Source organism: Marinobacter shunpengi (assembly GCF_045449715.1).
Lineage (GTDB): Bacteria > Pseudomonadota > Gammaproteobacteria > Pseudomonadales > Oleiphilaceae > Marinobacter.
On the sequence record NZ_JBJJLA010000012.1, the window covers coordinates 39,849 to 55,597 of the forward strand.

At 62.4% G+C, this 15,749-nt stretch carries 13 protein-coding genes; 8 read left to right on the forward strand and 5 right to left on the reverse strand.

Features of this window, described 5'->3' with window-relative positions; genetic code table 11:
- Positions 1 to 85: 85 nt before the first annotated feature.
- From ACJO3T_RS06735 to ACJO3T_RS06755, 5 genes are all read left to right on the forward strand, one after another.
- On the forward strand, positions 86 to 844 hold the full coding sequence (locus ACJO3T_RS06735) for a DeoR/GlpR family transcriptional regulator (protein WP_406961430.1): 759 nt from the start codon (positions 86 to 88) through the stop codon (positions 842 to 844).
- A 107-nt stretch (positions 845 to 951) separates the two neighbouring features.
- Positions 952 to 2,475 (forward strand): glycerol-3-phosphate dehydrogenase, encoded by a 1,524-nt coding sequence (gene glpD / locus ACJO3T_RS06740; protein ID WP_406978125.1) that lies wholly within the window; start codon positions 952 to 954, stop codon positions 2,473 to 2,475.
- A gap of 103 nt (positions 2,476 to 2,578) precedes the next feature.
- Positions 2,579 to 3,613 (forward strand): lipoyl synthase, encoded by a 1,035-nt coding sequence (gene lipA, locus ACJO3T_RS06745; RefSeq protein ID WP_406961426.1) that lies wholly within the window; start codon positions 2,579 to 2,581, stop codon positions 3,611 to 3,613.
- A gap of 233 nt (positions 3,614 to 3,846) precedes the next feature.
- Positions 3,847 to 5,067: a methyl-accepting chemotaxis protein gene (locus tag ACJO3T_RS06750; RefSeq protein WP_406978126.1), complete on the forward strand. Its 1,221-nt coding sequence runs from the start codon at positions 3,847 to 3,849 to the stop codon at positions 5,065 to 5,067.
- Positions 5,068 to 5,187: 120 nt separating this feature from the next.
- The gene (locus ACJO3T_RS06755) at positions 5,188 to 7,677 is read left to right on the forward strand and encodes an efflux RND transporter permease subunit (RefSeq protein ID WP_406978127.1); all 2,490 of its coding nucleotides are present in this window, start codon (positions 5,188 to 5,190) and stop codon (positions 7,675 to 7,677) included.
- Positions 7,678 to 7,818: 141 nt separating this feature from the next.
- On the opposite strand, the gene ACJO3T_RS06760 is transcribed toward ACJO3T_RS06755, so the two are convergent.
- On the reverse strand, positions 7,819 to 8,286 hold the full coding sequence (locus ACJO3T_RS06760; RefSeq protein ID WP_406978128.1) for a Spy/CpxP family protein refolding chaperone: 468 nt from the start codon (positions 8,284 to 8,286) through the stop codon (positions 7,819 to 7,821).
- 259 nt (positions 8,287 to 8,545) lie between these two features.
- Between ACJO3T_RS06760 and ylqF the strand changes: the two genes are divergently transcribed.
- The 3 genes from ylqF (at position 8,546) to fnr (ending at position 11,739) form a co-directional block, all read left to right on the forward strand.
- The gene (gene ylqF, locus ACJO3T_RS06765) at positions 8,546 to 9,466 is read left to right on the forward strand and encodes a ribosome biogenesis GTPase YlqF (RefSeq protein ID WP_406978129.1); all 921 of its coding nucleotides are present in this window, start codon (positions 8,546 to 8,548) and stop codon (positions 9,464 to 9,466) included.
- Between the two features lie 173 nt (positions 9,467 to 9,639).
- Positions 9,640 to 10,848 (forward strand): beta-ketoacyl-ACP synthase I, encoded by a 1,209-nt coding sequence (gene fabB / locus ACJO3T_RS06770; RefSeq protein ID WP_406978130.1) that lies wholly within the window; start codon positions 9,640 to 9,642, stop codon positions 10,846 to 10,848.
- 147 nt (positions 10,849 to 10,995) lie between these two features.
- Entirely contained in the window at positions 10,996 to 11,739 is a 744-nt protein-coding gene (fnr, locus tag ACJO3T_RS06775) for a fumarate/nitrate reduction transcriptional regulator Fnr (RefSeq protein WP_406978131.1), read from the forward strand.
- Here fnr and ACJO3T_RS06780 read toward each other — a convergent pair.
- The 4 genes from ACJO3T_RS06780 to rplI form a co-directional block, all read right to left on the reverse strand.
- Positions 11,686 to 12,585 (reverse strand): sugar nucleotide-binding protein, encoded by a 900-nt coding sequence (locus ACJO3T_RS06780; protein WP_406961413.1) that lies wholly within the window; start codon positions 12,583 to 12,585, stop codon positions 11,686 to 11,688. The two genes, fnr and ACJO3T_RS06780, sit on opposite strands and share 54 nt — an antisense overlap.
- On the reverse strand, positions 12,582 to 13,691 hold the full coding sequence (gene alr / locus ACJO3T_RS06785) for an alanine racemase (RefSeq protein ID WP_406978132.1): 1,110 nt from the start codon (positions 13,689 to 13,691) through the stop codon (positions 12,582 to 12,584). Before alr ends, ACJO3T_RS06780 begins: the two co-directional genes overlap by 4 nt.
- Positions 13,691 to 15,088 carry a replicative DNA helicase gene (dnaB, locus tag ACJO3T_RS06790; protein ID WP_406961409.1) on the reverse strand — a complete coding sequence of 466 codons (1,398 nt, stop codon included), beginning with the start codon at positions 15,086 to 15,088 and terminating at the stop codon, positions 13,691 to 13,693. Before dnaB ends, alr begins: the two co-directional genes overlap by 1 nt.
- 206 nt (positions 15,089 to 15,294) lie before the next feature.
- Positions 15,295 to 15,741, reverse strand: coding sequence for a 50S ribosomal protein L9 (gene rplI, locus ACJO3T_RS06795; RefSeq protein ID WP_406961407.1), 447 nt, complete (start codon positions 15,739 to 15,741; stop codon positions 15,295 to 15,297).
- Positions 15,742 to 15,749 lie beyond the last annotated feature (8 nt).

Sequence of the window (15,749 nt, forward strand, 5' to 3'; positions counted from 1 at the left end):
ACACTGAATTAACGTCATCATGCCCTTATTGGGCTATACTCCCGACGCTTTCATGACTTTTCGATGACGAACATCCGGAGACCACATGCCACAGCATCAGCGGCAGGACCAGATCCTGGAACTGATTCGCCAACAGGGGTTCGTGACCACGGAACAACTGGTGGATCACTTCCAGGTCACCCCCCAGACCATCCGTCGGGATCTCAACGAGCTGGCCGGCCAGAACCGGGTACGCCGTCACCACGGTGGCGCCGGTATCGACTCCAGCACCGTCAACACCGCCTACCAGGCCCGCAAGATCATGGAGCTGGAGGCCAAGGAACGTATTGCTGCCGCCCTGGTGGAGATGATCCCGGACAACGCCTCGCTGTTTATCAATATCGGCACCACCACCGAGACCATTGCCCGTGCCCTCCTGGTCCGCAACAACCTGAAGGTGGTGACCAACAACCTGCATGTGGCATCGATCCTGTCCGCCCGGGAGGATTTCACCATCATTATCGCCGGCGGCGAGGTGCGTAATCGGGATGGCGGCATCGTGGGCGAAGCCACCCGGGATTTCATCAACCAGTTCCGCATGGACTTCGGTATTATCGGCATCAGCGGCATTCACGACGACGGCTCGCTGCTGGACTTCGACTACCGGGAGGTTCGGGTGGCCCAGGCCATAATCGGCAACGCCAGCCAGGTACTCCTGGCCGCGGACCACACCAAGTTCGGACGCAACGCCATGGTGCGGCTGGGCACCATTACCCAGGCCAACCATGTCTTTACCGACCGGTCCCCGCCGGAGGAAATCCGTCATTTGCTGCAGGAGCACCAGGTTGCACTGCACGTGGTATGACAGTTTGCTGAAATTTTCGTTTGTTTTCCCTGTTTTTCCTTTACGAATACCGGCGCCTTTCCCATACTGTTAAACGTTGAGACGGACCAGTCAGCGGGGACACAGAGATGACCGGCAAAACAGGGAACTATGACGTCGTGGTGGTGGGAGGTGGCGTCAACGGCACCGGAATCGCCATGGATGCGGCGGGCCGGGGACTGAAAGTGCTGCTGTGCGAGATGAATGACCTGGCGTCCGCCACCTCGAGCCGCAGCAGCAAGTTGATCCATGGCGGGCTGCGCTACCTGGAGCACTACGAGTTCCGCCTGGTCCGGCAGGCCCTGGCGGAACGGGAATCGCTGCTCGCCAACGCGCCCCATATCATGTGGCCCCTGCGCTTCCGGCTGCCCCATCAGCCCCACCTGCGCCCGGCCTGGATGATCCGCGCCGGACTGTTCCTTTACGATCACCTGGCCAAGCGCGAGCGCCTGCCCGCCTCCCGCTCGGTCACCTTCACCCCGGCTGATCCCCTGAAACCGGAGATCACCCGCGGTTTCGAGTATTCCGACGGCTGGGTGGACGATGCCCGGCTGGTGGTGCTCACTGCCCGCAAGGCGGAGGAACTGGGCGCCACGGTGCTCACCCGCACCCGTTGTGTCCGGGCCGAGCGGGGGCCGGAATCCTGGCAGGTCACCCTGCTGGACACTCGCACCGGGGATTCCCGGGTGGTCCGCAGCAAGGCCCTGGTGAACGCCGCCGGCCCCTGGGTCAGCAGCCTGTTCGATTCCACCCTGGGACAGCAGGCGCCGCGCATGATCCGTATGGTGAAGGGCAGCCATATCGTGGTGCCCCGCCTGAACCGGGACTCCGAGGCCTATATCCTGCAGAACGAGGATCAGCGTATTGTCTTTGTGATTCCCTACGAGGACGATTTCTCGCTGGTGGGCACCACCGACGTGGACTATGAGGGCAATCCCTCGGAGGCCGCCATATCCGATGAGGAAACCCGCTACCTGCTGGATATCGTTAACCACTACTTCCGGCACCAGCTCACGTCAAAGGACGTGGTCTGGTCCTATTCCGGCGTGCGCCCCCTGATGGACGACGAGGAGGAAAGCGCCCAGAAGGCCTCCCGGGACTACTCCTTCGAGGTGGACGCCCCCCGGGGGGAAACGCCCCTGCTGTCGGTATTCGGCGGCAAGCTCACCACCTTCCGCAAGCTGAGCGAGGCCGCCACCGATAAACTGTGCCTGTACTTCCCCCAGGCCTCGGGGCGCTGGACACGCACCGCTGTTCTGCCCGGCGGCGATTTCGAAACCCAACCGCAGCTCCGGGACGACCTGACAGCCCGTTACCCATGGCTACCGGACAAGCTCGCCTCGCGCCTGGTCCGATGCTACGGCACCGACAGCTACCGCCTGCTGGGGGCCAGCGAAAGCCTGCGGGACCTGGGGCACCACTTCCTGGGCACGCTCTATGAGCGGGAAGTCCAGTACCTGGTACGCCACGAATGGGCGGTGACCGCCGAGGATATCCTGTGGCGGCGGACCAAGCAGGGGCTGTATGCCTCGGCCCTGGATATCGACAGGCTTGATCGCTGGCTGGAAAGCCTCGAGGAACTGGCGGCACAACAGCGCTGCACCTCCGGGTGATCGACCAAAGTGGCAACCGGGATTTCCCCTATCTTGCTTGTATCCATGGATTGGTGCCCTTAACCTTGTCATATACACCCATCCCACAGAGACTCCGCTTGCCATGAGCGACAGCGCCAAGCCCCGCATTACCAGCGGCTCCAAGTTCCGTAACGAACACGGATTCTCAGCCATCAAGGACGGCGTCAAGAAATCCGCCAACTCGGATACCCCCGTGCAACGTAAACCGAAATGGTTACGTGCGCGCATGCCGGGCGGCGAACGCTATGAGGCGGTCAAGCGCAACGTCAATGAGCATCGCCTCAGCACGGTCTGCGAGGAATCCCACTGTCCCAATATCGGCGAGTGCTGGAACAACGGCACCGCCACCATCATGGTGATGGGTTCCGTCTGCACCCGGGCCTGCAAGTTCTGTGCGGTAGATACCGGCAACCCAAAGGGATGGCTCGATCACGAGGAGCCGGAGAACACCGCCAAGTCGGTGGAACTCATGGGCCTGCGCTATATCGTGCTGACCTCGGTGGACCGGGACGACCTGGACGACGGCGGCGCCGCCCACTATGCCGCCTGCGTGGCTGCCATCAAGGCGCGCACGCCGGAAGTGGCGGTAGAGGCCCTGACCCCGGATTTCGATGCCGTCATGCCCCACGTGGAGCGGGTGGTGGATTCCGGACTGGATGTCTTCGCCCAGAACGTGGAAACCGTACGCCGCCTGACCCGCCGGGTGCGAGATCCCCGGGCCGGCTATGAGAAGACCCTGAGCGTGCTGGAGCACGCCAAGCAGCATCGCCCCGACGTGCTCACCAAGACCAGCCTGATGCTCGGCCTGGGCGAGACCGAGGAGGAGATCCTGCAAACCATGGATGACCTGCGCGCCATCGGCGTGGACATCCTCACCCTGGGCCAGTACCTGCGCCCGACACCGAACCACCTGCCAGTGGAACGGTATGTCACCCCGGAGGAGTTCAACCACTACCGGGACATCGGCCTGGAAAAGGGCTTCATGGAAGTCCCCTCCGGCCCCATGGTGCGTTCCAGCTACCGGGCCGACCGGGTGTTCGAGAAGAACAACCTGGGCCTGGCGGTTCCGGCGGTGCCCCGGGACACCAGCGCCATCCCGGTCCGCCAGGTAGACTGAGTTCCCTGACTCGGCAGCGGGCGCCTGCCCGCTGCCTTCCCCGATATTTCGCTGATCACCCTCAATTTTTTTCTGCCCCGGCCGACAAGTTTTTTGTAAGACTTTGTGAAACCTGATTCCTTATCTGATCCAGGGCAATCAGGCTTTCATCGTTTGCTGCTATGGTTATCCGCTGCCCCGTTACCAGGGTCGCCCGACACGACGGGCGGACACCACCCGACAACAGGTTGAACATGCTGACTCTGCTGAAAAACGCCCGTCTCAAATACAAATTCTGGCTGCTGAACATTGTGGTTTTCGCAGTGATGTGCCTGCTGGTGCTCTATGCCATGCACAACACCGCCACCCTGACGGGGCAGACATTCGGGGATGTCTTCATGGAAACCGCCCCGGCCTATGCGGGTATCGTGGCGTTGCTGATGCTACTGGAGATGGCCGGCTCCCAACTGCTGATCTCGTTCATTGAGCGTCACGTCCACCGCCTGAAGAAAACCATGGTATCCGTGCAGATGTCCGGTAACCTCAGCGAGCGGGCGCTGGTGGATTCCACCGACGAGATCGGTGAGATGGCGGAAGCCTTCAACGCCATGCAGCAGCGCACCGGCGATGTGGTCAGCGGTATGCTGGAGGCTATCAGCCGGCTGCATGGCGAGGTGCGGGAACTCACTGCCGCCGCCGAACGCCGGCGTGATGAACTGACCCGCCAGCAGCAGGGTGCCGAACGCTCCGCCCAGGTGGTGGAAGCCATGCTGCAGAGCTTCTCCGGCATTGCCGAGCAGGCGGGCATCGCCAACACCCTGTCCCACGAAGCCAACCGGGCCGCCGTGGACGGCAGCGCCCGGGTGGCCCGCAGTGCCGAGTCCATCCAGACCCTGTCCGGGGCCATCGACAGCTCCGCCACTTCGGTCCAGGCCCTGGCCAACAACAGCCAGGAAATCCGCCAGGCGGTAACCGAGATCAAGGGCATTGCCGAGCAGACCAACCTGTTGGCACTGAACGCCGCCATCGAAGCGGCGCGGGCCGGTGAGCAGGGGCGGGGCTTTGCGGTGGTGGCGGATGAGGTGCGCAAGCTGGCCCAGCGGGTCCAGGATTCCACCGACCAGATCCAGGGCACCATCGACCGTCTGCTACAGGCGATGGAAGCCGCCGTGGACCAGATGACCACCAGTTCCACGGATGCCTCACGTTGCGTCAACGAGGCCATGGAGGGCCGTCAGGCCCTGGAGGACATCAAGGGCATGGTCGGTCGCATCGACCACACCAACGCCGAGATCGCCAGCGTGTCCGCCGACCAGACCGCCGGCACGGACGCATTACTGGCGGATGTCCAGGCCATCCGCGAGACCACCGAGACCATGGTCCGGGAACTGGCCGCCAGTGCCGAGATGGGCAAGCGCCTCAAGCAACTGATCGACTCGCTGGAGCAGGTATCCCGTCAGGTCAGCGTTCAGTAGCGGGTGATATCGGGGCGGTGTCGGTAACAGAAGCCAGTTAATTTAACGGGATTTTTCACAATTTTGTGATCACTGTGGCAGACTTCGCGTGTCCTTATTGCAATGGAGTCTGCTTACCTCATGCGTTCCCTCTATCGGTTCTATGACCGGCTCGTACTGACGCACCCCTGGATCACCCTGGCGCTGTTTGCCCTGGTGCTGCTGGTGGCCAGCCTGAAACTGCACCAGTTCCGCCTGGATGCCTCCGCCGAGTCCCTGGTACTGGAAAACGACAGCGCCCTGGAGGACTACCGCACGGTCAACCAGCGTTTTGGTGCCTCCGACGACTTCCTGGTGGTGACGTACCGGCCCCATGATGCGTTATTCACCCGGGACGCCATCGACACCCTGCGCCACCTGCGTAATGACCTCGCTGACCTGGAGCCCGTGGGCTCCACCAACAGCATCCTCAACGTCCCCCTGCTGCACAGCCCCGACCTCACCCTGGACACGGTGGAATCGGAAATACTGACCCTGGACGAGAACGATGTGCCCCTGGACCGGGCGCGGGAATCCCTGCTATCCAATCCCCTCTACCCCAACATGCTGATCAGCGAGGACGCCAGCACCACCGCCATCCAGGTGAACCTGCCCACCCCGGACGAGTACTTCGACCTGCTGTTCCGACGCAATGAACTGAGGGAACTGGAGCGGGCCGGAAAGCTGGACGAGGAACAGGCCCTGGAACTGGAGCGGGTATCGGATGATTTCACTGCCCTGCTGGAGCGCCTGGAAGCGGAGCGGGCACAGACCATTGCCGATGTCCGCACCATCCTCGACCAGTACCGGGATCAGGCGGAGATTCACCTGGGTGGCGTGCCCATGATCGCCTCGGACATGATCCGCTTTATCCAGAACGACCTGTCCACCTTCGGTGTTGGCGTTCTGGTGTTCCTGCTACTGACCCTGGTGGTGATCTTCCGCCGCTGGCAGTGGGTTGTGGTCCCCATCCTCTGCTGCGGCCTCACGGTCTGGCTGGTGTCCGGCTACCTGGGCTGGATGCAGTGGCCGGTGACAGTCATTTCCTCCAATTTCGTGTCACTACTGCTGATCATGACCCTTTCGCTGACCATCCACCTGATGGTGCGCTACCGGGAGTTCCAGCAGGAGAACCCGGACCAGGACCAGAAACAGCACCTGCGGGACACCCTGTCGGCCATGGTCAAGCCGTGTTTCTACATGGCACTGACCACCATGGTGGCCTTCGGCTCGCTCACGTTCAGCGGCATACGCCCGGTGATCGACTTCGGCTGGATGATGACCCTGGGGCTGGCCCTGGCCTTCGCCATCAGCTTCCTGGTGTTTCCGGTGCTGGTATCACTGCTGCCGGACCCGACTCCCCGCCAGCTCGCCCCCGGCAGCCTGCCGGTGACGGATGCCTTCGCACGTGTCACCGAGCGCTTCGGCGGCACCGTGCTGATCGGCTCCCTGGTGCTGGCGGTACTGTGCGTGGCCGGCATGGCCCGCCTGTCGGTGGAGAACAGCTTTATCGACTACTTCAAGTCCGACACGGAGATCCACAAGGGTATGCTGGTGATCGACCGCAAGCTGGGGGGCACCACACCCCTGGATATCGTGATTACCGACCTGCAGCGACCGGACGAGTCCCAGGCCGATCCCTTCGTCAGTGACTGCGACCCCTTCGTGGACGACTGCGAGGGCGGCGACCTTCGGGACACCTGGTTTACGTGGCAGAAACTGCAGCGCCTGGAGCAGGTGCACGAGTACCTGGCCAGCCTGCCGGAAACCGGCAAGGTGCTGTCCATCACCACCACCCTGCGCCTGCTGTCGGACGTCAACGGTGGCGCCCCCCTGGATGCCATGCAGGTGGCCTTCGTACCGGCGTTCCTGCCGGACGATCTGAAACCGATCCTGCTGACCCCCTACATCAACGAGGAGCATCACCAGGCCCGGATCAGCGTGCGCCTGATCGACTCCCTGCCCGAACTGCGCCGGGATGAGCTGCTGAAGGAAATCCGCAACCACCTGACCGGCGAACTCGGGTTCGAAGAGGACCAGTTGCTGTTCACCGGCATGACGGTGATGTACAACAACATGCTGCAAAGCCTGTTCGATTCCCAGATCCGCACCCTGGGCATCGTGTTCCTGGCCATCAGCCTGATGTTCCTGGCGCTGTTCCGGTCCCTGACACTGGCCCTGGTGGGCATTGCTCCCAACCTGCTGGCCGCCGGCTCGGTGCTGGGGCTGATGGGCTGGCTGGGTATACCGCTGGACATGATGACCATCACCGTGGCCGCTATTACCGTGGGCATCGCCGTGGACGACACCATCCACTACATTCACCGGTTCCGGGTGGAGTTCGAAAAGGACCGGGACTACATCGCCACCATGCACCGTTGCCACCAGAGCATTGGCCGGGCCATGTCCTACACTACCCTGACCATCATCATCGGCTTCTCGATCCTGGTACTGTCCAACTTTCTGCCCACCATCTATTTCGGGCTGTTCACCGGCTTCGCCATGTTCATGGCCCTGATGGGCGCGCTGATGCTGCTACCCCGGCTGATCCTGCTGGTCAAACCCTTCGGACCTGAGGGAAACCTCCCATAACAGCCATCGCCCCGGCGGCAAGGAATGCGCCGGGACACTAGCCCAGGAACACCACCAGACTGCCACAAAAAAACCGCACGGCCCGGAGGGGCGGTGCGGTTTTTTGTGTCCGAACAGGACTGTCCGGGCAATGGCGGGGCCTTACTGCATGCCGCCGCCCTGTTGTTGCTGTTGCTGCTGCATCTGGCGCTGTTGCATCTGCTGCTGCATTTGCTGCTGCTGTTGCTGCATCTGGCGCATGCGCTCTTCCAGGGTGTTACGCTGCTCCTCGGTGAACACGCTGTCGATGCGAGCCTGCATCAGGGTGGACAGTGCAGTCATCTCACCGTTCAGCTCACCCAGGCGGGCGGCGTCTTCGCGGATGGTGGCCTCGTCATAGTCGGGACCAATCTGCGCCTGGAGCTGCTGCTGGATCTCCCTTGCCTCTGCCTGGAGTTCCTGGAGCTCACCCTGGGTTTCTTCCATGATGCCGCGAATTTCTGACTGCTGCTCATCACTGAGTCCTACCATCTGGGCCAGTTGGGATACCTGGTCCTGCTGCTGCGCCGCGGCGAAACCCGCAAAGGTCAGGGCAATCAGTGCTACGGCAAGGTTACGAATCAAGGTCATGTATTTCTCCGTGGTAACTTTCTTAATCTGATGTCGATGTCGCATCGGAACATGCTCACCCTAAAGAAATCAACCTCGGAATTCACCCCGCAACCAGCGTCAAAGACGACATATATACTGGACACATTGCTCCAGGCCCCGTCACGAGCGACTTTCAGAGAAATGTGAAAAATTCTTTATTCCCCGCCATAATGGCGCCCTGTCACAATCCAGACCAGCAAACCACCCAAACCGCCAAATCACGCCAGGAGCTCAGACCATGGCCATCAACTGGTTTCCAGGCCACATGCACAAGGCCCGCAAGGAGATCAAACAGGTCATGCCGCAAATGGACCTGATCATCGAGGTCCTGGACGCGCGCATTCCCTTCAGCAGCGAAAATCCGATGGTACCGGCACTGCGGGGAGAGACCCCGGTCATCAAGGTGCTCAACAAGCGCGACCTGGCGGACCCGGACATCACCGCACAGTGGCAACGTTGGCTGGAACAGGAAAAAGGCATACGGGCCGTCACCCTGAGCCACAACCACCGTGACGAGGCCCTGGCGATTCTCAAGCTTGCCCAGCAGATGGTGCCGGACAGCATCCGCGACACCCGGGCCCTGCGCATCATGATCCTGGGCATTCCCAACGTGGGCAAGTCCACCCTGATCAATACCCTGGCGGGCCGTCCGGTGGCGAAGACCGGTAACGAGCCGGCGGTCACCCGGGCCCAACAGGCCATCAAGCTGCCCGACAACATCCTGCTGTATGATACGCCGGGCTTTCTCTGGCCCAAGCTGTCGCCCGAGGAGTGCGGCTACCGCCTGGCGGTCACCGGCGCCATCCGGGCGGCGGTGATTGAGTACGAGGATGTGGCCCTGTTCGCAGCGGATTACCTGCTCCAGGCCTACCCTGAGCGCGTTTGTGAACGGTATGGCCTGGACGGGGTGCCGGAAGACGGCCTGGCCCTGATGGACGCCATCGCCGCCAGGCGCCGCTTCTTTGCCCGGGGCGGTGTCCCGGACTTGCACAAGGTCTCGGAAGTGCTGCTCAATGAACTCCGGACCGGCACTCTCGGCACGGTATCCCTGGAAACACCGGCCATGGTGGAAACCGAGCAGGCCCGGGAAGTGCTTCGCCAGGAACAGGAAGCGACCCGGAAGGAAGAGCGCAAGACCAACCGCAAACGCCGCCGGTAACCCCTTTCCCCGGATTGGGGAACGGTCGAACATGACAAAGGTCAAATACCAATCAGCGTGCAAATTGCCTAGACTCCCACACCAGAATTGAAGGGGCGGGCAATCCGGATCCGCCGGAACATCCTCAGGGCCGGTCACCAAGAACGGGCCGGACTGACATCAAGGAGAACTGTATGAGACGGGTAGTGGTAACCGGCATGGGCATCGTGTCCTGCCTTGGCAACTCCACCGACGAGGTGACCGACAGCCTGCGACAGGGCAAGTCCGGCATCCGCTTTAACGAAACCTACAAGGAACTCGGCTTTCGCAGCCAGATCTGCGGTACCGTGGACGTGGACACCTCGGTTATCGACCGCAAGATCCGCCGTTTCATGGGTGAGTCCGCCATGTACGCCTACCTGTCCATGGAACAGGCCATTGAACAGGCGGGCCTGACACCGGAGATGGTGTCCAACGACCGTACCGGCCTGATTGCCGGCTCCGGCGGCGCCTCCTGCTCCAGCCAGGTGGAAGCCACGGATATCATGCGGGAGAAGGGCGTCAAGCGTATCGGGGCGTTCATGGTACCGCGTATCATGACCTCCACCGTATCCGCTTGCCTGGCAACCGCCTACAAGATCCGTGGCGTGAACTATTCCATGTCCTCGGCCTGCGCCACCAGCGCCCACTGCATCGGCCACGCCATGGAGCAGATCCAGAACGGCAAACAGGACATCGTCTTCGCCGGTGGCGGCGAGGAAGAGGACTGGAGCCTGACCATGCTGTTCGACGCCATGGGCGCCCTGTCCTTCAAGTACAATGACACCCCCGAGGCGGCCTCCCGCCCGTTCGATACTGGTCGCGACGGCTTCGTGATCGCCGGCGGTGGTGGCATGCTGGTGCTGGAGGAACTGGAGCACGCCCGTAAACGCGGCGCCAACATTATTGCGGAGCTGACCGGTTATGGCGCCACCTCCGACGGCTACGACATGGTGGCCCCGTCCGGCGAAGGCGCCGCCCGGTGCATGCAGCAAGCCATGGCAACCGTAGAGGGTGACATCGACTACATCAATGCCCACGGCACCAGCACGCCGGTGGGGGATGTGGCCGAGATGAAGGCAGTTCGCAATGTGTTCGGGGACAGGGTACCCGCGATTTCCTCCACCAAGTCGCTGACCGGGCATTCCCTGGGTGCTACCGGTGCACAGGAGGCCATCTACTCCCTGCTGATGCTGCAGAATGGCTTTATCGCCGGCACCGCCAACCTGGAGAACCCGGACGAGGAACTGGCCGGGATGCCCATCGTCGGCCCGGATGCCCGAGAGCAGAGCCTGAACAGAGTGATGTCGAACAGCTTCGGCTTTGGTGGCACCAACGCATCGCTGGTTTTCAGCAAAGTGTGAATATCCGAGCAGCAGCACCCAGGCCCCGGAACGATATTTCCGGGGCCTGTTGGCCTCACGGGCATTGGCAAACCTCGCGGCAGGTATTAATGTGTCGCTTAATGAGGGTCAGTATTACGGACCAGTCACCAGCTACCAGGGTTCGCCATGAATCAGCCCATACACGTCCGCCAAGCCTCCGCCAAGTCCAGGACCTCCTGCCAGTACTGTAGCCTGAGCAACCTGTGCCTGCCGCTGGCACTGGACAGCAGTGAGATGAACCGGCTGGACGACGTGGTCAACCGTGATCACATCATCAACCGGGGTGAACAGGTGTTTACCCAGAATGCGCCCTTCCGTTCCTGCTTTGCCGTCAAGAGCGGGGCCATCAAGACATCGGTGGTGACCGAATCCGGGGAAGAGCAGATCACCGGGTTCTTCATGCCTGGCGACCTGGTGGGGCTGGACAGCATGAGTGACGACACCCACGCATCCTCGGCCAAGGCTCTGGAACGCACCAGTGTCTGCGAGATACCGGTGGACCAGTTGGAGAAACTGGTCCATATCATGCCGGGCCTGCAACACCACATCCTGCACCTGATGAGCCAGGAGATCCGCAACAGCCATCAGCTATCGGTGCTGCTAAGCAAGAATACGGCGGAGGAACGCATCGCGGCACTGCTGCTGTCCCTGTCCACCCGTTTCTATCGCCGCAAGCTGTCGCCCACCCACTTCAACCTGCCCATGGCCCGCAACGACATCGCCAACTTCCTCGGCCTGGCGGTGGAGACGGTCAGCCGGGTGTTCACCCGGTTCCAGAATCAGGGCCTGATACGGGCCCGCGGTCGGGACATCGAACTAGTCAACATTGAGGCCCTTCAGGCCATGGCCCTGGGCAACGCCCAGGCCTGACAGCTCAAGCTCCTCGGTCAGGGCGATCCGCCAGGGTTGCTGCTTGACGCCAAAGGTATTGCGTATCTTGGTGCAGCCCAGCGTGGCGTTTTCCGGTTCCACGGCGCTCCAGTCCGGCTGCTCATCCATCACATGGACCGCCTTCTCGTCACCGTCGCCATTCACCTCCGGCCTGTCGGCAATGGCGAGGCCCAGTTCATACTGGCTGATTTCCTCGGCGCCAGCGTACTGGTAGGTGCCCCAGACCTCGGCGCCACAGTCCAGTTGCATCAGGATGGCACTGATCACCCGCGCCAGGTCACTGGCGGCCACCGGTTGCCCCCGGTGCCGACTCGACAGGCACAGGGATTCCCCCTGCCGCGCCGACTCCACCACCTTGCGGATAAACCGCTGCAGCCCCCAGCCGGTGCGCAGCAGGATGTGCCGGGGAAGGACCGTTCGCAGCACTTGCTCGCACTCCCACTGCCAGATACCAAGCTGGCCAATCGGATTGCCGGGATTGGAAGACAGGTAAGCGCTCTGCTTGCGGCCGTCAAAGACGTAGGAGGTGGATAGCTGTACCAGGATCATATCCTTTGCAGCAGCGTACTCCGCCAGGGCCATAGGCAGTGAGAAAGCCTTGGTGCGAGCCTGTTCCGGATCTGCCTCGGCAGGCTCTGGATCGGTCAGCCACATGGCGTTGACGATTACATCCGTGCCCTCCGGTATCCATTGCGGTACCCCGGACAGGTCCAGATGCGACAGGTCACTGATCAGCAGCGGTGTCACCTCAAGATGGGTGCGGGCCAGCCGCTTCAGAAGCAGGCGCCCCAATACCCCGTTGTTATGGACTACCAGTACATTCACGAATCCGATCCCGTCATCCCGCCTGTGGACCCACTGTCCAGCGCCACCCGGGGTACCCGCCCGGTCACGCCTGTCAGCAGTTCATAGCTGATCGTACCGGCGCAGGCCGCTACCTCGTCAATAGGAATATTCGGTCCCCAGAGCTCCACCGGATCACCCACGGTGGCATCGTCGACACCTGTCAGGTCCACCGCCAGCATGTCCATGGACACCCGGCCGATCAGGGAGGCCCGTGTTCCCCGCACCCCCACCGGGGTGCCGTTGACCGCATGGCGGGGGTAACCATCGCCATATCCGGCACAGACCATACCCATGACCGTTGGCCGGGTGGCGCGCCAGGTCTCGCCGTAACCCACGGCCTCCCCCGGCCCCAGGTGGCGGAGGGCAATCAGCCGCGATTCCAGTGTCATCACCGATTTCAGGCCCAGTTCGGGCCCATGATGCCCCAGCATGGGGGACGAGCCATAGAGCATGATGCCGGGGCGGGTCCAGTCATACATCCGCTGCCCCGGCCGAAAGTGGGCCGCTGAATTGGCCACACTGCGGGCAATGGGCCCCAGGGGCCCCGTGGCCTCGTCAAACAGGGCGGTCTGTTCGGCGGTGCGGTCGCTGGTGTCGTCGTCGGCGCAGGCAAAATGGGTCATGGCGCCGGTCACCCGGATACCGCTGCGTTGCAGCCGCTGGCACACCGCCGCGACCTCCCCCGGCGCAAAGCCCAGGCGGTTCATGCCGGAATTGACCTTGAGCCATACCCGGGGGCGGGCACCGCCGGATTCCAGCCATTCAACCTGGTGTTCGTGGTGCACCACCACGGTAAAGCCCTCGGCTTCACACAACGCCAGGTCGGACGCCTGGTGCACCCCCTGCATCAGCAACACCGGCTGGGTCAGCCCCGCCTCCCGGAGCGCCACGGCTTCCTCCAGGCAGGCGACGGCGTAGTGGTCTGTTTCCCCGGCCAGGGCCCGGGCCACCCGTTCGATACCGTGGCCATAGCCATCGGCCTTGACCACCGCCATGGCCCGGGCACCGCCCGCCCGTTCACGGGCGATGCGGAAATTGTGCCTCAGGCTGTCCAGGTTAATGCGGGCAACGGTCTCGCGCGGCATCAGTAATCCCCGCCGTAGTCACCGTGGGCCAGATCCTCAAACTTGGTGTACTTGCCGATGAAGGCCAGCCGCACCGTCCCGATGGGACCGTTCCGCTGCTTGCCGATGATGATCTCGGCAATGCCCTTATCCTGGGTGTCCTCGTTGTAGACCTCGTCCCGGTAGACGAACATGATCACGTCGGCGTCCTGCTCGATGGCGCCGGATTCCCGCAGGTCCGAGTTCACCGGGCGCTTGTTGGGCCGTTGCTCCAGGCTCCGGTTAAGCTGCGACAGGGCCACCAGCGGGCAACTCAGTTCCTTCGCCAGGCCCTTCAGGGAACGGGAGATCTCCGAGATTTCGGCGGTACGGCCCTCGGTGTTGCCCGGCACCCGCATCAACTGCAGGTAATCCACCATAATCAGGCTGAGCTTGCCGCCGTTCTCCCGGGCCACACGGCGGGCCCGGGAGCGCATCTCGGTGGGGCTCAGGCCCGGGGTATCGTCGATGTACAGGGGCTTGTCCTTGAGCAGGCTGACCGCCGACGTCAGCCGGGGCCAGTCGTCCTCCTCCAGCTTGCCGCTACGCATGCGGGTCTGGTCGATCCGCCCCAGGGACGACAGCATCCGCATGACGATGGAGTCCGCCGGCATCTCCATACTGAACACCAGCACAGGCTCGCCGGTGGACAATAACGCGTTCTCGACGATGTTCATGGCAAAGGTGGTCTTACCCATGGACGGCCGCCCCGCCACGATCAGCAGGTCCGACGGCTGCATGCCTGAGGTCCACTCGTCCAGGTCGGTGAAGCCCGTGGTCACACCGGTAACCTTTTCACCGGACTCGAACAGCTCCTCGATACGGGTCAGTGCCTGGGTCAGGATCGGGTTGATAGGCTTGGGGCCCGAGCCCTCCTTGGTGCGGGACTCGGCAATACGGAACACATTGCGCTCGGCCTCATCCAGCAGGTCGGCACTGGTGCGCCCCTGGGGATTGAAAGCGGAGTCGACAATGCCGCCGGACACCTCGATCAACTGCCGCAGGATGGAACGCTCGGCCACGATCTGAGCGTAGGCCCGGATATTGGCGGCACTGGGAGTCTTCTCCGCCAGTTCCGCCAGGTAGGACAGGCCGCCGGCATCCTCGATATCCCCCGCCCGCTCCAGATATTCCGCCAGAGTTACAACGTCCAGTGGCTCGCTTTCCGAGGCCAGACGCTCGACCGCAGCGTAGATCAGCCTGTGATCCTGCCGGTAAAAGTCCGACGCCGAGATAGTCTCGGCCACCTCGTCAAAACGACGGTTGTCCAGCATCAGGCCACCTAACACGGCCTGCTCCGCTTCCACGGAATGGGGGGGAATCTTGATCCTGGAGGTTTCCAGGTCGGCGCTGGATGCCTTGAAACTGCTGGTGGCCATGCAAACTCTCGGATGCTGAAACAGAGACGACTGGTGGCGACGGGCCGGAATCCGGGCGATTGCCGGGGACCAGATTTGCCAGATATTTTCCTAGGATACCAGAAACACACAGGCCCGGAAGCTGCCTAGGCAGCCCGGGCCTGTGAAACTGAGAACCCAACGGAAAACCTCCGCCCGGCCCTCAAGACATAACGGTGAAATCCGGATCAGTCGGCGACAACGGCCAGTTGAACGGTCACGGTTACGTCGGTGTGCAGCTGAAGCTCGATCTCGTACTCGCCGGTCACCCGGATCGGGCCTTCCGGCAGACGGACTTCGCTCTTCTCCACTTCGGTACCGGCAGCCGTAATGGCATCAGCGATATCGCGAACACCAATGGAGCCGAACAGCTTGCCTTCGTCACCGGCCTTGGAGCTGATGGTGAAGGACTGACCTTCCAGCGCTTCGGCGCGGCTCTGGGCGGCAGCCTGCTTATCGGCGGCCGCTTTTTCCAGTTCTGCACGACGCTCTTCGAACGCCTTCAGGTTTTCCTCGGTCGCGGCAACCGCCTTGCCATATGGCAGCAGGAAGTTACGACCGTAACCGGCCTTTACCTTGACCTTGTCACCCAGGGAACCCAGGTTTGCAACTTTCTCGAGCAGAATAACTTCCATCTCGTTAA